The sequence below is a fragment of the Amycolatopsis sp. NPDC104819 genome (assembly GCF_055583145.1).
Genome location: NZ_JBVJON010000006.1, coordinates 297227 through 318733, shown reverse-complemented (window position 1 = coordinate 318733; position 21507 = coordinate 297227). Strand labels below are relative to the sequence as shown.

19 protein-coding genes are annotated in these 21507 nt (G+C 71.5%); 13 read left to right on the top strand and 6 right to left on the bottom strand.

Translation table 11 applies throughout. From position 1 onward, the window contains the following. Positions 1–83: 83 nt before the first annotated feature. The 7 genes from sthA to ACZ63E_RS20865 all read left to right on the top strand — a co-directional run bounded on the left by sthA (position 84) and on the right by ACZ63E_RS20865 (position 9582). A complete protein-coding gene (sthA, locus tag ACZ63E_RS20895; RefSeq protein WP_465337805.1) occupies positions 84–1496 on the top strand; it encodes a Si-specific NAD(P)(+) transhydrogenase in 1413 nt (470 codons plus the stop codon). An 87-nt stretch (positions 1497–1583) separates the two neighbouring features. Beyond that, positions 1584–3482 (top strand): intein-containing Rv2578c family radical SAM protein, encoded by a 1899-nt coding sequence (locus ACZ63E_RS20890; protein ID WP_465337804.1) that lies wholly within the window; start codon positions 1584–1586, stop codon positions 3480–3482. 349 nt (positions 3483–3831) lie between these two features. Then, positions 3832–4434 carry an organomercurial lyase gene (gene merB, locus ACZ63E_RS20885; RefSeq protein ID WP_465337803.1) on the top strand — a complete coding sequence of 201 codons (603 nt, stop codon included), beginning with the start codon at positions 3832–3834 and terminating at the stop codon, positions 4432–4434. A 116-nt stretch (positions 4435–4550) separates the two neighbouring features. Beyond that, positions 4551–6326, top strand: a complete 1776-nt coding sequence (gene aspS / locus ACZ63E_RS20880) for an aspartate--tRNA ligase (protein ID WP_465337802.1) — start codon at positions 4551–4553, stop codon at positions 6324–6326. Continuing rightward, on the top strand, positions 6326–7273 hold the full coding sequence (locus tag ACZ63E_RS20875) for a DUF389 domain-containing protein (protein WP_465337801.1): 948 nt from the start codon (positions 6326–6328) through the stop codon (positions 7271–7273). Before aspS ends, ACZ63E_RS20875 begins: the two co-directional genes overlap by 1 nt. Positions 7274–7347: 74 nt before the next feature. Continuing rightward, entirely contained in the window at positions 7348–8538 is a 1191-nt protein-coding gene (locus ACZ63E_RS20870; RefSeq protein ID WP_465337800.1) for a phosphotransferase, read from the top strand. Between the two features lie 195 nt (positions 8539–8733). Next, positions 8734–9582 carry an SGNH/GDSL hydrolase family protein gene (locus ACZ63E_RS20865; protein WP_465337799.1) on the top strand — a complete coding sequence of 283 codons (849 nt, stop codon included), beginning with the start codon at positions 8734–8736 and terminating at the stop codon, positions 9580–9582. Here ACZ63E_RS20865 and ACZ63E_RS20860 read toward each other — a convergent pair. From ACZ63E_RS20860 to ACZ63E_RS20850, 3 genes are all read right to left on the bottom strand, one after another. Continuing rightward, positions 9554–10282, bottom strand: coding sequence for a metallophosphoesterase family protein (locus ACZ63E_RS20860; RefSeq protein ID WP_465337798.1), 729 nt, complete (start codon positions 10280–10282; stop codon positions 9554–9556). The genes ACZ63E_RS20865 and ACZ63E_RS20860 overlap by 29 nt on opposite strands. A gap of 62 nt (positions 10283–10344) precedes the next feature. Continuing rightward, entirely contained in the window at positions 10345–11568 is a 1224-nt protein-coding gene (locus ACZ63E_RS20855; protein ID WP_465337797.1) for a cytochrome P450, read from the bottom strand. 33 nt (positions 11569–11601) lie between these two features. Continuing rightward, on the bottom strand, positions 11602–12297 hold the full coding sequence (locus ACZ63E_RS20850; protein ID WP_465337796.1) for a TetR/AcrR family transcriptional regulator: 696 nt from the start codon (positions 12295–12297) through the stop codon (positions 11602–11604). Positions 12298–12437: 140 nt separating this feature from the next. On the opposite strand from ACZ63E_RS20850, the gene ACZ63E_RS20845 reads away from it, so the two are divergent. Then, positions 12438–13814 (top strand): replication-associated recombination protein A, encoded by a 1377-nt coding sequence (locus tag ACZ63E_RS20845; RefSeq protein WP_465337795.1) that lies wholly within the window; start codon positions 12438–12440, stop codon positions 13812–13814. Between the two features lie 127 nt (positions 13815–13941). Then, positions 13942–14319, top strand: a complete 378-nt coding sequence (locus tag ACZ63E_RS20840; protein ID WP_465307176.1) for a VOC family protein — start codon at positions 13942–13944, stop codon at positions 14317–14319. Here the strand turns inward: ACZ63E_RS20840 and ACZ63E_RS20835 are convergent. Further along, on the bottom strand, positions 14313–16382 hold the full coding sequence (locus ACZ63E_RS20835; protein ID WP_465337794.1) for a phosphocholine-specific phospholipase C: 2070 nt from the start codon (positions 16380–16382) through the stop codon (positions 14313–14315). The two genes, ACZ63E_RS20840 and ACZ63E_RS20835, sit on opposite strands and share 7 nt — an antisense overlap. Before the next feature lie 97 nt (positions 16383–16479). Between ACZ63E_RS20835 and ACZ63E_RS20830 the strand changes: the two genes are divergently transcribed. Further along, entirely contained in the window at positions 16480–17325 is an 846-nt protein-coding gene (locus ACZ63E_RS20830) for an NAD(P)-dependent oxidoreductase (protein ID WP_465337793.1), read from the top strand. A 111-nt stretch (positions 17326–17436) separates the two neighbouring features. Here the strand turns inward: ACZ63E_RS20830 and ACZ63E_RS20825 are convergent, their stop codons facing one another. After that, positions 17437–17562, bottom strand: a complete 126-nt coding sequence (locus ACZ63E_RS20825) for a hypothetical protein (protein WP_465337792.1) — start codon at positions 17560–17562, stop codon at positions 17437–17439. After that, a complete protein-coding gene (locus tag ACZ63E_RS20820) occupies positions 17559–17948 on the bottom strand; it encodes a hypothetical protein (protein WP_465337791.1) in 390 nt (129 codons plus the stop codon). The genes ACZ63E_RS20825 and ACZ63E_RS20820 overlap by 4 nt, the downstream gene beginning before the upstream one ends. A 127-nt stretch (positions 17949–18075) precedes the next feature. Between ACZ63E_RS20820 and ACZ63E_RS20815 the strand changes: the two genes are divergently transcribed. The 3 genes from ACZ63E_RS20815 (at position 18076) to alaS (ending at position 21500) form a co-directional block, all read left to right on the top strand. Further along, positions 18076–18462 carry a DUF948 domain-containing protein gene (locus ACZ63E_RS20815; protein WP_370961356.1) on the top strand — a complete coding sequence of 129 codons (387 nt, stop codon included), beginning with the start codon at positions 18076–18078 and terminating at the stop codon, positions 18460–18462. Then, entirely contained in the window at positions 18459–18761 is a 303-nt protein-coding gene (locus ACZ63E_RS20810; RefSeq protein ID WP_323335219.1) for a hypothetical protein, read from the top strand. The genes ACZ63E_RS20815 and ACZ63E_RS20810 overlap by 4 nt, the downstream gene beginning before the upstream one ends. A gap of 78 nt (positions 18762–18839) precedes the next feature. Continuing rightward, the gene (gene alaS, locus ACZ63E_RS20805; RefSeq protein ID WP_465337790.1) at positions 18840–21500 is read left to right on the top strand and encodes an alanine--tRNA ligase; all 2661 of its coding nucleotides are present in this window, start codon (positions 18840–18842) and stop codon (positions 21498–21500) included. The last annotated feature ends 7 nt before the right edge of the window (positions 21501–21507 follow it).

Below are 21507 nucleotides of genomic sequence, written 5' to 3'. Positions count from 1 at the left end.
AGCACGGCGCCGAGACTTCCCCGCGCGCGGATCTTCACCGGCAGGGGGTTGCGCCGGGCCGTCCGGGTGCGCAGGCTCGACACGTGAGCGAGCACGAGTACGACCTCATCGTCATCGGATCGGGCCCGGGTGGGCAGAAGGCCGCCATCGCCGCGGCGAAGCTCGGCAAACGGGTGGCGGTCGTCGACAAGCACGACATGGTCGGCGGGGTGTGCGTCAACACCGGCACGATCCCGTCGAAGACGCTGCGCGAAGCCGTGCTCTACCTGACCGGGATGAACCAGCGGGAGCTGTACGGCGCGAGCTACCGCGTCAAGCAGGACATCACGATCGCCGACCTGCTGGCGCGCACCCAGCACGTGGTCGGGCGCGAGGTCCAGGTGGTGCGCGCGCAGCTGATGCGCAACCACGTCGACCTCATCGCCGGCACCGGCTCGTTCGCCGACCCGCACACCGTCCTCGTCGACGGGAAACACCCCGGCGACCGCCGGACGCTCACCGCGGACTACGTCGTCATCGCCACCGGCACCCGGCCGGCGCGGCCCGGGCACGTCGACTTCGACGCCGCCCGCGTGCTCGACTCCGACGAGATCCTGCGGCTCGAGCAGATCCCGTCGTCGCTCGTGGTGGTCGGGGCGGGCGTGATCGGCATCGAGTACGCGTCGATGTTCGCCGCGCTCGGCTCGCGGGTCACGGTGGTCGAGCAGCGCGACCAGATGCTCGACTTCTGCGACCCCGAGATCGTCGAGTCGCTCAAGTTCCAGCTGCGCGACCTCGGCGTGACGTTCCGCTTCGGCGAGAAGGTCGCCGACGTCGCGGTGTCCGACGACGCGACGATCACGACCCTGGTCAGCGGCAAGCGCATCCCGGCCGACGGCGTCATGTACTCGGCGGGCCGCCAGGGCATGACCGGCGACCTGACGCTCGAGGCCGCGGGCCTGATGGCCGACGAGCGCGGCCGGCTCGTGGTCGACGAGCACTACCGCACCGAGGTGCCGCACATCTACGCGGTCGGCGACGTGATCGGCTTCCCCGCCCTGGCGGCGACGTCGATGGACCAGGGCAGGCTGGCGGCGTACCACGCGTTCGGCGAACCGGCGAACGGCCTGGGGGCGCTGCAGCCGATCGGGATCTACACGATCCCGGAGATCTCGTACGTGGGTTCCACGGAGGCCCAGCTGACGTCGTCGTCGGTGCCGTACGAGGTCGGCATCGCGCGGTACCGCGAGCTGGCGCGCGGCCAGATCACCGGCGACAGCTACGGAATGCTGAAGCTGCTGGTGTCCACGACGGACCGCAAGCTGCTGGGCGTCCACGTGTTCGGCACGGGCGCGACGGACCTGGTCCACATCGGACAGGCGGTGATGGGCTGCGGCGGCACGGTCGACTACCTCGTCGACGCGGTGTTCAACTACCCGACGCTGTCGGAGGCGTACAAGGTGGCCGCGCTGGACGCGACGAACAAGATCCGGGCGCTGGACCGCTTCTCGTCCTGATCGCCCCACGAGCACCACCAGCACCACCCGATTCGCTTGGGGCGAACCGGTTTGACACCCGACTAGAACATATGTTCGACTGACGTCGTGCGATGGGATCGGCAGCGAGCGGGGGAGGGTGAGCCGGCACTGCCCGGGCTGGAAGGCCTGGTGCGGTCCGTGCGGTCACCGGAGTTCGACGGCGTCACCTTTCACGAGGTGCACGCCCGCTCGGTGCTGAACAAGGTGCCCGCCGGGTCGGGGGTGCCGTTCGGCTGGACGGTGAACCCCTACCGCGGGTGCTCGCACGCCTGCACCTACTGCCTCGAAGGCGGCACCCGGATCCTGATGGCCGACGGGCGCACGAAAGCCTTGTCGGACCTGAAGATCGGCGACGAGATCTACGGCACCCGCGGCCACGGCGCCACCCGGCGGCTGGTGCCGACCCGGGTCGAAGCGCACTGGACGACCTTGCGCGCGGCCTACCGCGTCACCCTCGACGACGGCACCCGCCTCGTCGCCGGCGGCGACCACCGGTTCCTCACCTCGAAGGGCTGGAAACACGTCACCGGCAGCAAGTTCGGCGCGGCGCAGCGGCCGCGCCTGACCCCCGGCAGCGAGCTGATCGGCGTCGGCCGCTTCGAGCCGACCCCGGACGAGACGCTCGGCTACCGCGCGGGGTACCTCTGCGGGATGCTGCGCTCCGGCGGGTTCGCGGCGGAGGCGGACGCGGCCGCGCGGGCGCTCGAGTACCTGCCCGACTTCGGCGCGTCCGTCGGGTTCCTGAAGGTGCCCGCCGATCCGGACGCCCACTGGCAGCGCGGGTTCCTCGCGGGCGTCTTCGACCTGGCGGGCGGGTACGGGCGGGGCATCCTCGCGATCGCGCACGACGAACCCGACATCGCGGACGCGGTCGCGGCGGCGCTCACCCGGTTCGGCTTCGCCCACCAGCTCGACGAAGTGCCGAAGTTCCCGACGCGCCAGGAGGTCCGGCTGCTCGGCGGCGCCGCCGAGGTCCTCCGGTTCTTCCACGTGAGCAACCCGGCGGTGACGTGGAAGCGGTCCCTGGACGGCGCGGTGATCGGCGCGAGCCGCCGCCGGGTCGAGGCGATCGAGCCACTGGGGCTGCAGCTGCCGCTGTTCGACATCACCACGGGCACGGGCGACTTCGTCGCCGACGGCATGGTGTCGCACAACTGTTTCGCCCGGAACACGCACACCTACCTGGATTTCGACGCGGGCCACGACTTCGACACCCAGGTGGTGGTGAAGGTCAACGCGCCGGAGGTGCTGACGGCGCAGCTGAAACGCCCGTCGTGGCAGCGCGAACACGTGGCGATGGGGACGAACACGGACCCGTACCAGCGCGCCGAGGGCCGGTACCGGCTGATGCCGGGGATCATCACGGCGCTGGCCCGCTCCGGGACACCGTTGTCGGTGCTGACGAAGGGCACGGTCCTGGCCCGCGACCTCCCGCTGCTGCAGGACGTCTCCCGGGACGTCCCGGTTTCGCTCGCGGTCTCCCTGGCACTGCTCGACGGCGAGCTGCAGCACCGCCTGGAACCGGGCACCCCGAGCCCGCGGGCCCGCTTGGAGCTGATCCGCAAGGCTCGTGACGCGGGTCTGCCGTGTTCGGTGCTGGTGGCGCCGGTGCTGCCGTGGCTGACGGACTCCGCGGAGGCCCTCGACGCGCTGTTCGCCCAGCTGGCGGAGGTCGGGGCGTCGAGCGTGACGGTGATCCCGCTGCACCTCCGGCCGGGCGCGCGGGAGTGGTTCGGGCGGTGGCTGGCGGGTTCGTACCCGGAGCTGGTGCCGCGGTACCGGGAGCTGTACGCGCGGGGGAGCTACGTTCAGAAGGCCTACCGCGAGCGTCTGGGTGAGCGGGTGGCGCCGTTGTTGCGGCGGCACGGGTTGGCGCCCAAGACGGGCTACGAGACACGCAGCCCGGAGCCGGTGCCCGAGGCGCGCGTGGAGGCGCCGGTGGTGGAGCAGCTGCGTTTGCTGTGAGGTGGCCCGCCGAAGTCGATGCGTTCGGTAGTGAATGACTCATTCATGTCGCCGGACGACATGAATGAGTCATTCACTACGTCTTCGCCGGTCACGCGACCACTGCCGCCACCGCGCAGCCGGTTGGTCCATTGTGGACAAAACGACCCCGAAGTCGGTGATCACCCGCCGCCTCGCCGTGTGGGTGAAGCCGTCACCCCGCACCTCCCGGGCTGCGCCGTTCGCCGTAGTCGCGGCGTCCTTGCGCCGCGCAGTCGGGGGGTTGCGGGAAAATGTCCGATCGTGTCGTTGTCGTCCCACACCGCCGACGCCTAACGTCGAAGGGATCGATCCTGAAGGGAGCCGGACGTTGACGACCTCGCAGACCGACCGTGTCGCGGCCGCCCGGCTCGCCTGGGCCGCGCTGAAGCTGACCCGGGCCGGGCGGCACCCGGTGAGCGTCGACCGGCTGGCCGCGACCGTCGGCGTCGCGACCGTCGAGGCCCGCCGGCTGGTCGAGCTGATCGGCTTCACCCTGCACCGCGACCTCGTGAGCACCGGCCCGGCGCCCCGCGGCGCCCACCACCGCCTCCAGCCGGCCGAAGGCACCCTCGGCGCCGGCCCCGACGGCTCGGTCGACATGTTCCTGCTGGCCATCGCCACCGGCGAACGCGTGCACGCCGCCGCCGTGTGCCCGGTCACCGGCACCCGCATCCGCATCGACCTCAACGACCACACGATCCTCCAGGCCGACCCGCCGACCGCCGTGGTCGCGGCCGTCGACCTCGGCTTCGGGCTGGCGAGCGCCGACGCCGTGGCCTGCGCGGGCCAGCCGTTCTTCGCGGCGGCGTCCGCGGCCGCGACCTGGCTGGTCGGGCACCCCGGCGGGCGCATCTACCCGGTCGCGGCCTACCTGGCCCAGGCCCACCGGCTGGTCGCCGCGCTGGAGGCCCGGCCGCGCTTCGTGCTCTGACCGGCGGCACCCCGTCCCCGTAACTGCCGCGCGAGCGAGCCTGCCGACGTCGTACGCTGGGCGCTTCGTTAGCCTTTCAGCGGCGAGAACCCCCACGTCGAAGGAGAGCAGTCGCAGTGCTCCGCACTCACCAAGCCGGCACCCTGCGTGCCGGACAGGCCGGACAGACCGTCACCCTCACCGGATGGGTGGCCCGGCGGCGCGATCACGGCGGCGTCATCTTCATCGACCTCCGCGATGCCAGTGGCGTCGCCCAGGTCGTCTTCCGCGAGGGCGAGATGGCCGAGCGCGCCCACGCGCTGCGGTCCGAGTTCTGCGTCAAGATCGTCGGCGAGGTCGCGAAGCGCCCCGAGGGCAACGCGAACGCCGAGATCCCCACCGGCGAGATCGAGGTCCTCGCGACCGAGCTCGAGGTCCTTTCCGAGGCCGCGCCGCTGCCGTTCCCGATCGACGACCGGGTCGACGTCGGTGAGGAGATCCGCCTCAAGCACCGCTACCTCGACCTGCGCCGCAGCGGCCCGGCCGCGGCCATGCGGCTGCGCAGCGAGGTCAGCCGCGCCGCGCGCGAGGTGCTGCACAACCAGGACTTCGTCGAGATCGAGACGCCGACGATGACCCGCTCCACCCCGGAAGGCGCCCGCGACTTCCTGGTCCCGGCCCGGCTCAAGCCCGGCTCCTGGTACGCCCTGCCGCAGTCGCCGCAGCTGTTCAAGCAGCTGCTCATGGTCGGCGGCATGGAGCGGTACTACCAGATCGCGCGCTGCTACCGGGACGAAGACTTCCGCGCCGACCGCCAGCCGGAGTTCACCCAGCTCGACATCGAGATGAGCTTCGTCGAGCAGGACGACGTCATCGCCATCGGCGAGCAGATCGTCTCCGCGCTGTGGAAGCTGGTCGGGCACGAGATCCCGCGGCCGATCCCGCGCATCACCTACCACGAGGCGATGGCCAAGTACGGCTCGGACAAGCCGGACCTGCGCTTCGACCTCGAGATCACCGACATGACGGAGTTCTTCGCCGACACGCCGTTCCGCGTGTTCCAGGCGCCCTACGTCGGCGCGGTCGTGATGGCCGGCGGCGCCGACCAGCCGCGCCGCCAGCTCGACGCGTGGCAGGAGTGGGCGAAGCAGCGCGGCGCGCGCGGCCTCGCGTACATCCTGGTGAACGAGGACGGCACGCTCGGTGGCCCGGTCGCGAAGAACCTGTCCGAGACCGAGCGCGAGAACGTCGCCGCGGCGGCGGGCGCCAAGCCGGGCGACTGCATCTTCTTCTCCGCGGGCAAGGCGTCGAGCACGCAGCCGCTGCTCGGCGCGGCGCGGGACGAGATCGGCAAGCGCCTCGGCCTGATCGACGAAGACGCCTGGTCGTTCGTCTGGGTCGTCGACGCGCCGCTGTTCGCGCCGGTCGAGGACATCGGCGACGACGTCGCGGTCGGCTCCGGCAAGTGGACCGCGGTGCACCACGCGTTCACCTCGCCCACCCCGGAGTGGATCGACAAGTTCGAGCAGGACCCGGGCAACGCGCTCGCCTACGCCTACGACATCGTCTGCAACGGCAACGAAATCGGCGGTGGCTCGATCCGTATCCACCGAGGTGACGTGCAGAAGCGCGTGTTCGCGCTGATGGGCCTCGGCGAAGAGGAAGCGCAGGAGAAGTTCGGCTTCCTGCTCGACGCGTTCCAGTTCGGCCCGCCGCCGCACGGCGGCATCGCGTTCGGCTGGGACCGGATCGTCATGCTGCTGGCGAAGGCCGACTCGCTGCGTGACGTCATCGCGTTCCCGAAGACCGGCGGCGGGTACGACCCGCTGACGGCGGCGCCGGCGCCGATCACGGCGCAGCAGCGCAAGGAGGCCGGCATCGACGCGAAGCCGGCGCCTCCCGTCTCGAACTAGTGCTGCACCTCAGGGCCGTGTGCCCGCAGGAGAAGACCGCCGAGGCGCTCGAGATCCTGCGGGCCCACGCCGGGACGGCGCACCTCGTGGTGCACCGCGGCGTCGCCGTGGCGCCCGAAGGCGACCTGGTCGAGGCCGACATCGCGCGTGAGGCGGCGGACGAGATCATCGAGGCGCTGTGCGTGCTGGAGCTCGACCACACCGGCGGGATCACGCTCGAAGCGCTCGACACGGCCCTCTCGGACGCCGCCGACAAGGCGGAAGAGGCCGCGCCCGGCGAAGGCGCGGACGCCGTCGTCTGGGAGGAGCTGGTCGCCCGCTCGGGCGAGGAGTCCCGGCTCAACGTGACGTTCCTGGCGTTCCTCACCATCGCCTGCCTGCTGGCCGCGGTCGGGGTGCTCACCGACTCGCCCGTGACGATCGTCGGCGCGATGGTCGTCGGCCCGGAGTTCGGGCCGCTGGCCGCGCTGGCGGTCGGGGTGGTGCTGCGCCGCTGGGACCTCGTCCGGCTGGCCGGCGCCGCGCTGGGCGTCGGGTTCCCGCTGGCCATGGTCGTCACCCTGGGCGGCGCGCTGCTGGTCCGCGCGACCGACGTCTTCGGCGAAAAGGCGTTCGAGCTGCAGCAGCACAACGAGGTCGACTTCGTCTTCTCCGTCGGGTTGCCGTCGCTGGTGGTCGCCATGCTCGCCGGTGCCGCCGGGATGCTGGCCATGACCTCGGCCAAGTCGGCCGCGCTGGTGGGCGTCTTCATCTCCGTCACCACGGTGCCGGCCGCGGGGTACGCGGTCGTCGCGGCGGTCGCGGGGGAGTGGAGCCGGTGTCTCCAGTCGCTCGGGCAGCTGCTCGTGAACCTTCTCGGAATCGTTGCAGCAGCGGCCATTGTGTTGATCGTGCGCCGGAATGGGCAACGTTCACCGGTGGGAACGCGTCCGCTTTCACGGGGATGAAACCCATCCGGACGATCCTTCTTGACCGGATGTCAGTAGTCATGGTTGCTCAGTCACGAGTAGGGTCGGTGACAATGACAGTCGACACCTCCTCCACCGGCGACGCTGGGGTCGGGGCAGGAGCCGAGCAGCTCGCCGTTGCCGCCGCGGTCGCGGCGGGCGAGTCAGTCCTCTCGCGCCGGTTCGGCAGTGCGATCACGCTGGTCGCCCCCGAGGACCTCGCGGGAAGTGGACCGGCCACGGTCGTCCGCGCGAGAGTGGTGTCGTCGTCGTTCGCGCTGCCGCGGACGCTGGTGATCAAGCACTACCCGGAGACGCCGGAGCCGGGCGCCGCCGACCCGTTCGCCCAGGAGGCGGTCAGCTACCAGCTGTTCACCGCGCTCTCGCCGGACGAGCGGATGTGCCCGGAGCTGCTGGCCCACGACGGCCGCGACCGCGTGCTCGTGCTGGAGGACCTCGGCCGCACGGCGACGCTGGAGGACAAGCTCTACGCGCGCGAATCCCGCGCGGCCGAGCGTGCGCTGCTGTCGTGGGCCCGGTCGCTGGGCCGCCTGCACGCGAGCACGGCGGGCCGCGAAGCGGACTTCAACGCGCTGCTGCGGCGCCTGGGCGGCCCGGCGAAGAACGATTCCTCCAGCCGCGACGACGAGCTCTTCGCCCGCGTGCCGGCGCTCATCCAGGAGCGGCTCGGCATCCCGGTGCCGGACGCGGTCCGCGAGCAAGTGGCGGAGGCGCTCGAGCAGTCCCGCTCAGCGGGCTTCCGCGCGTTCAGCCCGGTCGAGCTGAGCCCGGACAACAACCTCGTCACGGGCGAGGGCGTCCGGTTCCTCGACTTCGAGTACGGCTGTGTCCGCTCGGCCCTGGTCGACGCGGCCCACCTGCGGCTGCCGTTCGCGGCCTGGCCGGACGCGCTGGCCCTGCCGGCAGGCATGAGCGAGGCGATGGTCGCGGCGTGGCGCGCGGAGGTGGTGGGTGTCTGGCCCGGCTTCGCCGACGACGACGTCCTCGCCGGCCACCTGACGACCAGCGAGCTGCTGCGGGTCTGGCTGATCACGGGCGAGGAGCTCGGCGCACTGGACCTGTCCCACCACGCGGCCCCGGTGAGCCGCGAGTCGGCCCTGGTGACGTGGTGGCGCGACCTGGCCAAGCACGCGGGGTACGTCCGGATGACGGCGGTGTCGGAGTTCGCGGCCAAGGTGGCGGCTGGACTGGCGGCGCGGCTGGGTCCGCATGCGGACCTGGCGTTTTATCCGGCTTTCCGCTGAGCATGCCCGGCTGCGAAGCCGTGAATGACTCATTCATCTCGCCAGACGTCATGAATGAGTCATTGATGACGTCCCGGCGCCCTCCCACCCACCCGAACAGGACTTTTCGGACCTCCGTGAGGTGAGCGTCAAAAATTAGGCCCGGTGTCGTGGGCGCGTTACCTCCTCCTCACCGCAGGTGAGCTTCCGTGGCCGATGGTCTTGAGCGTGACCGTGATCAGCCTCGAAGTCACTCCCGCACCCGAACCCTCCCGCCCCGCGCTCACGGCGGTCCCGTCGCCCAAGCGAGCGCGGCGCCTCGTGGTGCTCGGCGACTCCACCGCCGTCGGCCTGGGGGATCCCCTGCCGCGGCGGGGTGGCTGGCGTGGGGTCGGCCCGCTCGTCGCCGCCGCGCTCGGGGTCGACGCCGACGGCTACCTGAACCCGTCCTTCACCGGGGCGCGGATGCGGTGCGTGCTCACCGAGCAGGTGCCCGCCGCCGTCGCGCACCGGGCCGACGTCGCCCTGCTCGTCGCCGGCATGAACGACACCCTGCGCCCGGACTTCGACGCCGCGCGCATCGCCGAAGACCTCACCGAGGTCATCCACCGGCTGCGCGCGACCGGCACCACCGTCGTGCCGGTGCGGTTCCACGACCACAGCAAGGTGTTCCGGCTCCCGCCGTCGCTCAAGCGCGCGCTCAGTGCCCGCGTCGCCGAGCTGAACGCGGCGATCGGCGAGGTCGTCGCCCGCGAAGGCGTGCCCTGCCTCGACCTCGACCGGCTTCCCGGCGCCTACGACCTGACGTCGTGGAGCGTCGACCGGCTGCACCCCTCCGAGCTCGGCCACCGCATGCTCGCGGACGGCTTCACCGGCCTGCTCGCCGAAGCCGGGTTCGACGTGCCGGAGCCGGTCAGCCTCACCTGCGGCGGCGGGCTCGAGCCGAGCGCGGCGGGGCACCTGGGCTGGCTGGTGGTCAAGGGAATCCCGTGGCTCTGCCGCCGCGGCCGCGAATTCCTTCCTTACGCCGCCGTCATCATGTGGAATTCGGTTCGCTCCCGCTGAACACGCGAAGCGCCTCCGCGTCCGAAGCCGGGTTGCGGACGAAGAAGTCCGCCCACTCCTCGATGTCCGGGTACGCGCACTCCTCGGCGAGAAACCGGCACGCCGCTTCGACGTCGTACTCCGTGCGCCGCAGCTCGACGCCGTCGCCGAACAGGGCCCAGTGCGCGCCCGAAGCGCCGTAAGGCATTCCGACGCTGCCGGGGTTCACGATCAGCTTGCGGTCCGCCAGCCGGACGAACGGCATGTGCGTGTGCCCGCACACGATCGTCGACGCCTCGACCCCCTCGAGCACCTCCGCCCAGCGCGCCAACGGGCTGTCGACGAGCACGATCTCGGTGTCGTCGCGCGGGGTCGCGTGGCAGAACAGCACATCGCCCACCGTCACCGTCAACGGGAGCGCGTCCAGGACGGGCAGGTCGGCCGGACGCAGCTGCTTCGCCGCCCACGGGAAGATCGGGTCCGGGACGAACATCCCGGCGCCGCGCGCGGACGCCGCCAGCTCGCGGTCCGCGTTGCCGCGCACCCAGACCGCCCGCGAGCCCAGCGAAACCAGCCGTTCCAGGGTCTCCACCGGCATCGGCCCGGCGAGCATGTCCCCGAGCAGCACGATCCGGTCGGCCGCGACGACGTCCGGCTCGGCCAGCACCGCCTCGAGGGCCGGGAGCACGCCGTGGATGTCCGAGAGCACCGCGATGCGCATCGGCCCACTCTGCGGCACGGCTCGCGCCCCGGGCGAGGGGTTTCGCCCAGGGCGCAACCGGTTCACGCCGTGGTGAGCGGCAGCTCCCGCACGCCGGTCATGTTCGGGTTGACCTGGAACTTCGGCGGCTCACCCGGGATCGTCCGCAGCGTGGGGTAGCGGTCGAACAGGACGTTCAGCGCCACCCGTCCCTCCAGCCGCGCGAGCGGCGCCCCGATGCAGAAGTGGATCCCGCGCCCGAACGCCAGGTGCGGGTTGGGATCGCGCAGCGGGGTGAAGGTGTCCGGGTCGGCGAACACCCGGTCGTCGCGGTTGGCGGCGGCCACCCAGACCATCAGCATCTGGTCGGCGGGCACCGTCGTCCCGCCCAGCTCCACCTCCCGCGTGGTCGCCCGGGCCACGGCCGCGAACGGCGACAGGTACCGCAGCGACTCCTCGATCATCGGCGGCACGAGCGACCGGTCGGCGCGCACCCGCTCGTCCCATTCGGGGTGCGTGTCCAGGCACAGCACGGCGTTGCCGAGCAACATCGTCGTGGTGATGTGCCCGGCCAGCAGCAGGACGTTGGCGAAGTTGACGACCTCGTTGCGCGTCAGCTTCTCCCCGTCGACCTCGGCTTCGACGAGCTTCGTCAGCAGGTCCTCCCGGGGCTGCTTCCGCCGTTCGTCGACGTGGACACCGAGGTACTCGACGAGCGCCTTTTGCCCCTCCAAGGACTTCTTGACCGCCTCCTGCCGCCCCTCGGTCTGCTCCTTCAGCGAGAACTGCTCCGAGGAGCTGAACAGCTTGTCCACCCAGCCCTTGAACAGGTGCCGGTCGCTCGCGGGGACCCCCAGCAGCTCCGCGATGACGATCACCGGCAATGGGTAGGCCAGGTCTTCGACCAGCTCGAGCCGGCCGGACGACCCCGCCGCGTCGAGCATCTCGTGCGTCACCGCGGCGATGCGCGGCTCCAGGTCCGCGACGACCTTCGGTGTGAACGCCCGGCTGACGAGCTTGCGCATCTTGTTGTGCAGCGGCGGGTCCAGCTGCAGCAGGTTGCCCGCCTGCATCTCCTCGAAGTCGACGTCGGGGTCGACGCCGGCCATCATCTCCTTCGGCACCAGCCGCGTGGTGTCCGAGGAGTACGTCGCCGGGTCGCGGAGGACCTCTTCGGCCTCCGGGTGCCCGTAGACGTTCCAGAACCCGAGGTCGGCGGCGTGGTGCACGCGTGCCTCGGGCTGCTTCCCCCGCAGCCAGAACTGGGATTCGTGGAGTCCCCAGGTGTCCGCTTGTGTGGTGGTCATGTCCGCCCCTTCTTTCCCCTGTGTGGCCCGGGATCAGCCGGGCGCCTTGGCGGGATCGTGCGCGTAGATCCCTTGCCGGTAGCCCGAGACGAGCTCCTCGAGCGCCGAGCTCAGCTCCGTCGCCACGTCCGCGACCGCGCGGGGATCGGGCTCCCCGGCCGGCTCGAACGCGGTGCGGATCAGGTACGCGAGGACTTCCGCCTTCTCCTCCAGCGGAATGGCCTCGAACTCTTCGGAAAGCGTGTCGCCCAGGTAGAAGCCGAGGGTCGACGTGGTGAGCGCATACGTCAGGTTCGGCACGTCCGACCGGATCAGGCCGTGCCGGAGCATCGCCTCCTCGAACTGCGCGCGCAGCTGGTCCTGCTGCTTGCGCAGGGCGAGGTCGCCGAGCGAGCCGAACATGTCGGCGTTGCCACGCAGCATCGCCATCACCAGCGGCCGCCGGTGGGTGACGAGGAACGACGCCGAGATCATCCGGTGCGGGAGGATCATCGCCGGGTCGGCCTTGATCCGGGCCAGGATCTCGTCGGTCAGGTCGGCCGACTCCCGCATCATCAGCGCCTGGAACAGCAGCTCCTTGTTGCGCCAGTGCAGGTAGACGGTGCCCTTGCCGATGCCGACCGCGCGCGCGATGTCGTCGACCGCCACCTTCCGGTAGCCCATGCGCAGCAGCAGCTCGCCCGCCGCGTCCAGGATACGGTCGGCGCGCTCGCGGTTGGGATGGCTCATGCGTCTCCACCTGCTGGTTCCTTGAACGTTTGACTTGTTGACCGGAATCGCACTTTCGGTCAACCGGTCACCGCGACGGTAGCGCGGCTCCGCGGACCGGGGTAAGGGTTCTGTCGGTGGGTTCGGTTAACGTCATCGGTGTGGCACAGGACGAGCTCTTCACCGTGAACGCCGACGTGGCGCCCCCGCCCGAGCGGACGACGTCGAACGCCGACGAGCGGCAGGCGGACCCGGCGAGCTCCCCGCTGGCCGTGCGGATGCGGCCGCGCTCGCTCGACGAGGTCGTCGGCCAGCAGCACCTGCTGCGCGAAGGCGCTCCGCTGCGGCGGCTGGTCGAGGGCGCCGCGCCGGCGTCGGTGCTGCTCTACGGCCCGCCGGGCACGGGCAAGACGACACTGGCCAACCTCGTCTCGATCGCGACGGGACGCCGGTTCGTCGCGATGTCGGCGCTTTCGGCGGGCGTCAAGGAGGTGCGCGGCGTCATCGAGGAGGCGCGGCGGCGCCGGCAGTACAACACCGAGAACACCGTGCTGTTCATCGACGAGGTGCACCGGTTCTCCAAGACCCAGCAGGACGCGCTGCTCGGCGCGGTCGAGGACCGCACCGTGCTGCTGGTCGCGGCGACCACCGAGAACCCGTCGTTCTCCGTCGTCTCGCCGCTGCTGTCCCGCTCGCTCGTGCTGCAGCTGCGCCCGCTGACCGACGAGGACATCACGCAGCTGATCGAGCGCGCGCTGGCCGACGAGCGCGGCCTCGGCGGCGAGCTGACGCTGACCGAGGACGCGCGCGCCCACCTCGTCCGGCTCGCGGGCGGGGACGCGCGCCGCGCGCTCACGGCCTTGGAGGCGGCGGCGGACGCGGCGTCGGCCACCGAAGCCAAGACGATCGACCTGCCGACCGTCGAGTCCACTGTGGACAAGGCGGCGGTGCGCTACGACCGCGACGGCGACCAGCACTACGACGTCATCAGCGCGTTCATCAAGTCGATCCGCGGGTCCGATGTGGACGCCGCGCTGCACTACCTGGCCCGGATGATCGAGGCGGGGGAGGACCCGCGCTTCCTCGCGCGACGCCTGGTCGTGCACGCGAGCGAGGACATCGGGATGGCCGACCCGACGGCGCTGCAGGCGGCGGTCGCGGCCTCGCACGCCGTCCAGCTCATCGGCATGCCCGAGGGCAGGCTGGCGCTCGCGCAGGCGACGATCCACCTGGCCACGGCGCCGAAGTCGAACGCGGTCGTCACCGGCATCGACGCCGCGCTGGCCGACGTCCGCGCCGGGCTGGCGGGCAGCGTCCCGCCGCACCTGCGTGACGGCCACTACGCCGGCGCCAAGAAGCTCGGCAACGCGCAGGGCTACCGGTATCCGCACAACGTCCCGGAGGGAGTGCTGGCGCAGCAGTACCCGCCGGACGAGCTGGTCGGCAAGGACTACTACGAGCCCACCCAGCGCGGGGCGGAGCGCCCGCTCGCCGAGCGCGTCCCGAAGCTGCGCCGGACCATCCGCGGTGAGCGGTGACCACAGCCGGACGATCGCCGGGAAAGTGATCACCACCCGGGCCGGGAACTTCAAGATCATCGCGTTTCGTAAGCTTCGCGCCTGAGGTGACCCGAACCGGGTCCCGGCGACGGCAGGAGGTTTCCCCGTGCCCGCGACGCTGCAGTGCATCGTCCTGGACTGTCCGGAACCGCTCGTGCTCGCGTACTTCTACCAGGCGATCGCCGGTGGTGAGGTGGACCGGCCCGATCCGCGGTGGCGGGTCGACGAGGACTTCTCGACCCTCCACGTCGGCGGGATGGTGCTGGGGTTCCAGCGGTCGCCGGGCCACCAGCCGCCGCGCTGGCCCGATCCCGCGTTCTCGCAGCAGTTCCACTTCGACTTCGAGGTGGACGACATGCGCGAGACGCACCACCAGGTGCTGCAGCACGGCGGCCGGCTGCTCGACCCGGACCCGGACGGCCGGGGCTGGCGCGTCTACGCCGACCCGGCCGGCCATCCCTTCTGCCTGCTCGGCGACTACTGACCGCAGGTGCCCGGCCGGCCGTCTTCGACGCGGCCGGTGAGCGTGCGCAGGAACCCGGTGTCGCCGTCGGCGGTCACCCGCACGTCGTACCAGCCCTGCGAAGCCGGCCAGGCCACCGCCACCGAGCGGCGGGCCGGCACCCGGACCACCCGGGTGGTCCGGCCGTGGCGCGGTGAGGTCAGCCGCAGCGTGACCGCCGAAGCGCCCGGGTTGGCACACGTGAGCTCCAGCCCGCCGCGCACGAACCGCGTCCGCACGTCGACGCGCACCCCGGCGGCGCTGCCCCGGAACTCCCACCAGCCGCGGTTCGGGCCCTGCACGACCACGCGGTGCGCCGCGCCGGGCACCGGCAGCACGACGTCCCGCGTGCCGAGGACGTCGTGGTGGGCCGGTTCCGCGAGCTCGCCCGCGTAGGCGTAGATCGCGAAGTGCGCCGCCGCGCGGCCGCTGTTGGCCAGCTTCAGCGCGAGCTTCCCGGACGCGTCGAGCGTGCCGGAAACCGAGGCCTGGTAAGGCAGTGCGCGGGCGGGCCGGGTGCCCGGCTCGACCGCCGGCGGCTCCGGCCGGGCCGGCGCGGCGGGGTGCCAGCGCGCGATCGGCGCCGGGACCGGGCCCGGCTTGGCGACCCGCGGCGGGCGGCCGGCGCGGCCGAAGTCGAACGCGCCCGTGAGGTCACCCGCGGCGGTCCGCCGCCACGCGCTGATGTTCGGCTCCGCGACGCCGGTCCAGCGCTCCAGCAGGCGCAGCACCGACGTGTGGTCGTACACGGTCGAGTCGGCGAACCCACCGATCGTCCACGGCGAGACGACCGTCATCGGCACCCGCGGCCCGAACCCGAGCGGCTGCCCGGCGAAGTGGTCGTCGGCGGCGTCGGCGGGCGGGACCGGCGGTGGCACGTGGTCGAAGTAGCCGTCGTTCTCGTCGAAGTTGACGAGCAGCACCGTCTTCGACCACGTGTCGTGGTCCTGCGCAAGCGCGTCGAGCACGTCGTAGATCAGGTTGGCGCTGCCGATCGGCGTGGACGCACCGGGGTGCTCGGAGTCGACCGCCGAAGGGACCAGCCAGCTGACCCGGGGGAGCCGGCGGGCCCGGATGTCCGCGCGCAGGCGCGGGACGAGCGTTTCCGGCTCGCTGCGGTACATCGCGCGCTGGAACAGCCGCCGCTCGGCCGGGGCCAGCGCGGCGACACCCGCGTCGAACTCGGCGCGCAGCTTCTGTTGCTCTTCCGGGGTCTTCTTGAAGAGCGTGTCGTAGAACTCTTCGGTGGTGCGGAACTTCTCGCTCACCGACGCGAGGATCTTGGTGCCGATCTTCTTGAACGGCAAGAAGTATTCGACGGCGTTGTCGGTGAAGTTGTCCCACTCCTGGTAGATCTGCCACGAGACGCCCGCTTTCTCGAGGCGTTCCGGGTAGGTCGTCCAGTCGTAACCGGCGTGGTCGTAGGAGTACGCGGCGTTCGTGACGGCGCGCGCGGTGCTGTTCGGCTCGTAGCCGACCGTGCCGGTCCAGAGGAAGTTCCGGTTCGGGTTGGTGGAACCGAAGATCGAGCAGTGGTAGGCGTCGCACAGGGTGAAGGTGTCGGCGAGCTCGTACTGCAGCGCGATGTCGCGGCGGTCGTAGTAGGTCATGGTCGCCGGGCTCTTGACGCCGATCCAGCCGTCGTTCCAGCCGCGGGCCCACGCCTTGCCGGTGCCGGTCCAGCTGTGGTCGAGGTCGCCGAGGTACTGGATGTCGCCGGCGGCGCGGCCTTCGCGCTCGGCCTCCTTGCGCAGCGAGAACGGCAGCACAGTGCCGCCCGCCGGGTTCGGCTGCTCGAACACCGAGCGCCCGGACGGCAGCTCCAGGGGGTGCGCGTCGCCGAAGCCGCGGATCCCGCGGAGTGTGCCGAAGTAGTGGTCGAACGAGCGGTTCTCCTGCATCAGCACCACGACGTGCTCGACGGCGTCGAGGCCGCCGCGGCGCATGGGCTCGGCCATCGCCGAGTGCAGGGACGGGGGCAGCAGCGAGCCGGCGAGGGCCGCTCCGGACACGCCGAGCAGGCGGCGGCGGGACAGTTCGGGCATGGTTTCCGACCCTCGTCGGCCCAGGTGAACGGGACAAGGTCCGTTTGATGGCTTTTCGCGGACTGCGAGGCGGCCGCGCGTTCGGCACGATGGGGACATGAGCATCGGATTTCTCGGCACCGGGATCATGGGCGCGCCGATGGCGGCCAACCTCGCGAAGGCGGGTCTCGACGTCCGGGTGTGGAACCGGACCCGGGAGAAGGCCGAGCACCTCGCCGACGTCGCGACGGTGGCCGATTCGGCGGCCTCGGCGGCCGAGGGCGCGGACATCCTGGTGACGATGCTCGCCGACGGTCCCGCGGTCGCTTCGGCGTTCGAAGCCGCGTCGCCCGCTTCGGGGACGTTGTGGTTGCAGATGAGCACGGTCGGCCTCGAGTGGACCGACCGCCTGGCCGAGCTGGCGGAGAAGGCGGGCGTGGTGTTCGTCGACGCGCCGGTGCTCGGCACCCGCCGGCCCGCGGAGCAGGCCCAGCTGCAGGTGCTGGCGTCCGGCCCGGAGGAGGCCCGGCCCGCGGCGACCCCGGTGTTCGACGCGGTAGCGGCGAAGACACGCTGGCTCGGCCCGGCCGGCCAGGGCAGCCGGCTCAAGCTGGTGGTGAACGCGTGGGTCCTGGCGCTGACGAACGGCACGGCCGAGAGCTTGGGCCTGGCGAGCGCGCTGGGTTTGGACCCCGCGTTGTTCCTGGAGACGATCAAGGGCGGCGGCCTCGACGTGGGCTACGCGCATGTCAAGGGCGGCGCGATGCTGTCCGGCGAGTACCCCCCGGCGTTCCCGGCGGGCTTGGCGGCGAAGGACGCCCGGCTGGTGGTGGAGGCGGCGGGATCCGAGGTCGATATGGCGGGGGCGAAGGCGACTCTGGCTCATCTGGAGGCCGCGGTCGAAGCCGGCCACGGCGAAGAGGACATGGCGGCGCTGTACCGCGCGGTGGTCAAGAAGCGCTGAGCGGGGCTTCAAGCCCCCCCCAATGTGGCCTTCGGTGCGTTGAACGCACCCGATGTGGCCTTGGGGCGCTGTCGATCCGGCAGCGGGGTGGCCAGGCGGTCCATCCCGAGGTCACTGGTCATCAGCCGTTCCTTCGCGCTCCGGGAGCGGGTGGGTCGGGACGTCCACCGCGGCGAGCACCTCCTCGAACCGCGCCCGTTCGAACGTCAGGTTGCCCGTGTCGCGACCGGCCGTCACCGCGCCGAACAGCGAGAAGTGCGCGAACAACCCCGCCGGGACCGGCTGGGCGCGCACCACCCGCTGCACCCGTCGCCAGCCGCACCGGAGCAGCCCCTGACCGCCGCACCGCCGCTTCCAGTCACCGGCTCGAAGTCCGCCGCCACCGCCAGCAGCGTGTCCTCGACGTGCCGCAGCAGCGCGAACGGCAGCGGGCTCGGCGCGACGAACCGGTCGGTCCGGTGGCGGCGCAGGACGTCCGCCGCGGACAGCCGTGCCGCGCGTCGGCGGGCCACCTCCAGCTGGACCGTCGTCAGGTCCGCGCCCGGCAGTGCGGCCAGCACGTCGGCCGCCGTGCCGCCCGGCCCGGCGAGCACCCGCCGGGCGGGCCCGTCGTCGTGTCCCATCGCCCAGGTGTACCGCGTCGCGGGGGCGGGCGGCGACGCGTTTTCCGGCCCGCGCGGGGTGACACGGTCGGGGACCCGGCCAGGCGGTAACCTCAGGCCCACTTGACCGCTGAACCGAGGAGGGCCCGTGTCGGCAGGGCAGATCGCCGCGTTGATCGCCGCAGGAGCATTCGTGGTGCTGGTCGTCCTGCTGGCGATCCCGCTGATCAAGCTCGGCAAGACGCTGGACGCGGCCACCGAGGCGATCGAGCGCACCAACAGCAACACCGACCCGCTGCTGATCGGCGCGAACCAGACGATCACCCACGTCAACACCCAGCTCGAGCGGGTGGACGGGATCACGTCGAACGCGCAGGCCGTCACCGGCAACGTCTCCGCGCTGACCTCGGTGTTCACCGCGACGCTGGGCGGCCCGCTCGTCAAGACGGCGGCGCTGTCCTACGGCCTGAGCAAGGCGATCCGCGCGCGCAAGAAGAAGAGCGCCGCGAAAGCCGCGAAGAAGGCGGCGAAGTGAAGCGGCTGTTCTGGCTCGGCGTCGGCGTGGTCGCCGGTGTCGCGCTGTCCCGCAAGGCCGCCGAAACCGCTCGTCAGGCCACTCCCGCGGGGTTAGCATCGAACCTGGGCGACGCCGTGCGCGAGCTGGCGGGCGCCGTGGGTTCGTTCGGCGCCGAGGTGCGCGCGGGCATGAACGAGCGGGAGCAGGAGTTGCACGACATGGTCGAGGAGCGGACGGGCGTGGTGACGCCGCAGGCGTCCGGCCGGCACGCCGCCGACCGCCGCCCCGTCCGGCGAGCTCGCCGGGCGGAGCGCTGACCGGTCGCGCCCGCGCGACCCGGGGCCGCTCCGCCGCCGTCGTCACCCTGTACTCCAGCACCAGCCAAGGACTGACCCGTGGACACACACGAAATCACCGACCGTTTCCTGCGCCATTTCGAGAGTAAGGGCCACACGCGCGTGCCGAGCGCGCCGCTGATCCTCGACGACCCGAACCTGCTGTTCGTCAACGCCGGCATGGTCCAGTTCAAGCCGTACTTCCTCGGTGAGGCGCCGCCGCCGTACCCGCGCGCGACGTCGGTCCAGAAGTGCGTGCGCACCCCGGACATCGACGAGGTCGGCAAGACCACCCGGCACAACACGTTCTTCCAGATGGCCGGCAACTTCTCCTTCGGCGACTACTTCAAGGAAGGCGCCATCGAGTACGCCTGGGAGCTGATCACCAAGCCCCAGAGCGAAGGCGGCTTCGGCCTCGACCCGGACCGCATCTGGGCGACCGTCTACGAGGACGACTCCGAGGCGGCCGGGCTGTGGCGCAAGCTCACCGGTCTGCCCGGCGAGCGCATCCAGGCGCGCGACATGGTCGACAACTTCTGGTCGATGGGCATCCCCGGCCCCTGCGGCCCGTGCTCGGAGATCTACTACGACCGCGGCCCGGAGTACGGCCGCGAGGGCGGCCCGGTCGTCGACGAGGACCGCTACATCGAGATCTGGAACCTGGTGTTCATGCAGAACATCCGGGGCGAGGGCAGCGGCAAGAAGGACTTCCCGATCCTCGGTGAGCTGCCCGCGAAGAACATCGACACGGGCATGGGCGTCGAGCGCGTGGCGACGATCCTGCAGGGCGTCGAGAACGTCTACGAGACCGACTTGGTGCGTCCGGTCATCGGCCGCGCGGAGGAGTTCTCCGGCCGTCGTTACGGCAGCAACCACGCCGACGACGTCCGCTTCCGCGTCATCGCCGACCACGCCCGCACCGGCGTGCTGCTGATCGGCGACGGCGTCACCCCGGGCAACGACGGCCGCGGGTACGTCCTGCGCCGGCTCCTGCGCCGCATCGTCCGCTCCACGCGCCTGCTCGGCGTGCACGAGCCGGTGCTGCAGGAGTTCGCGAAGGTCGTGCGCGACACGATGGGCCCGACCTACCCCGAGCTGGTCGAGGGCTTCGACCGCATCAACGAGGTCGTCCGGATCGAGGAGGAGGCCTTCCTCTCGACGCTGACGAGTGGTTCGCGCATCTTCGACCTCGCGGCCGAGGAGACCAAGCGCGGCGGCGGGGACGTGCTGGCCGGCGACAAGGCGTTCCAGCTGCACGACACCTATGGCTTCCCGATCGACCTGACCCTCGAGATGGCGGCCGAGCAGGGCCTGTCCGTCGACGAGGACGGCTTCCGCACGCTCATGAACGAGCAGCGCACCCGCGCGAAGGCGGACGCGGCGGCGCGCAAGACCGGCCACGGCGACCTCTCGGAGTACCGGAAGGTCCTGGAGCAGCACGGCGAGACCGAGTTCCTCGGCTACACCGACCTGCAGGCCGAGGCGAAGGTCGTCGCGCTGCTCGAAGACGGGCAGCCGGTCCGCAGCGTCTCGGCGGGCAAGAAGGCGGAGCTGGTCCTCGACCGCACGCCGTTCTACGCCGAGAGCGGTGGCCAGGTCGCCGACACCGGCGTGCTGCTCGGTGACGGCGTCGAGCTGAAGGTCCTCGACGTCCAGAAGATCGTCCCGGGGCTGTTCGTGCACCGCGTCGAGGTCACCGAGGGCGAGGTCGGGCTCGACACGAAGCTCACCGGCTCGGTCGACGCGCACCGCCGGCTGTCCATCGAGCGCTCGCACTCCGCGACGCACCTGGTGCACGCGGCCGTCCGCGGCGCGTACGGCAAGCGCGCGGCGCAGGCGGGCTCGCTGAACTCGCCGGGCCGCATGCGGTTCGACTTCACCACGCCGGGCTCGGTGTCGGCGGACGTGCTGACCGAGGTCGAGCAGGAGGTCAACGACTACCTGCAGACCAACGTCGAGGTGCAGAGCTTCACCACGACCAAGGACAAGGCCCTCGAGCTGGGCGCGGTCGCGCTGTTCGGTGAGAAGTACGGCAACGACGTCCGCGTGGTCGACATGGGCGAGTACTCGCGCGAGCTCTGCGGTGGCACGCACGTCGACCGGATCGGCCAGCTCGGCCTGGTCAAGCTGGTCTCCGACGCCTCCATCGGCTCCGGTGTGCACCGCGTCGAGGCGCTCGTCGGCTCGGACGCGCTGAAGTACGTCCGCAAGGAGCAGCTGCTGGTCTCGCAGCTGGCGAACACCTTCAAGGTGCCCTCGGACGAGCTGCCGGGCCGCATCGAGGACGTCCTGACCCGGCTGAAGAACGCCGAGAAGGAGATCACCCAGCTGAAGACCCAGCAGGTGCTGGGCTCGGCGGGCTCGCTGCTCGACAAGGCGCAGGAGATCGGCGGCGTCACGGTGGTCGCCGAGGTCGTCCCGGACGTCGACGGCAACGGCCTGCGCGCGCTCGCCTCGGACATCCGCGGCCGGCTCGGTACGCGGCCCGGCGTCGTGGCGCTGTTCTCGCCGGCCGGCGAGAAGCTGAGCTTCGTCGTCGCGACGACGAAGGCGGCCCAGGACAAGGGCATCGCGGCGGGCAAGCTGGTGCCGTCGTTCGCCGAGAAGATCGGCGGCCGCGGCGGCGGCAAGCCCGACATGGCCCAGGGTGGCGGCACGAACCCGGCGGGCGCGGCGGACGCGGTCACGGCGCTGCGTTCGGCGATTGCCGGCATTGGTTAACCGCGGA

Bases quoted from the DNA above. Each gene is read 5' to 3' on its own strand.
- ACZ63E_RS20855 (WP_465337797.1), bottom strand. From the start codon at position 11,568: ATGACCACCACACAAGCGGACACCTGGGGACTCCACGAATCCCAGTTC.
- ACZ63E_RS20860 (WP_465337798.1), bottom strand. From the start codon at position 10,282: ATGCGCATCGCGGTGCTCTCGGACATCCACGGCGTGCTCCCGGCCCTC.
- ACZ63E_RS20850 (WP_465337796.1), bottom strand. From the start codon at position 12,297: ATGAGCCATCCCAACCGCGAGCGCGCCGACCGTATCCTGGACGCGGCG.
- ACZ63E_RS20870 (WP_465337800.1), top strand. From the start codon at position 7,348: ATGACAGTCGACACCTCCTCCACCGGCGACGCTGGGGTCGGGGCAGGA.
- ACZ63E_RS20830 (WP_465337793.1), top strand. From the start codon at position 16,480: ATGAGCATCGGATTTCTCGGCACCGGGATCATGGGCGCGCCGATGGCG.
- ACZ63E_RS20820 (WP_465337791.1), bottom strand. From the start codon at position 17,948: ATGGGACACGACGACGGGCCCGCCCGGCGGGTGCTCGCCGGGCCGGGC.
- ACZ63E_RS20865 (WP_465337799.1), top strand. From the start codon at position 8,734: ATGGTCTTGAGCGTGACCGTGATCAGCCTCGAAGTCACTCCCGCACCC.
- ACZ63E_RS20835 (WP_465337794.1), bottom strand. From the start codon at position 16,382: ATGCCCGAACTGTCCCGCCGCCGCCTGCTCGGCGTGTCCGGAGCGGCC.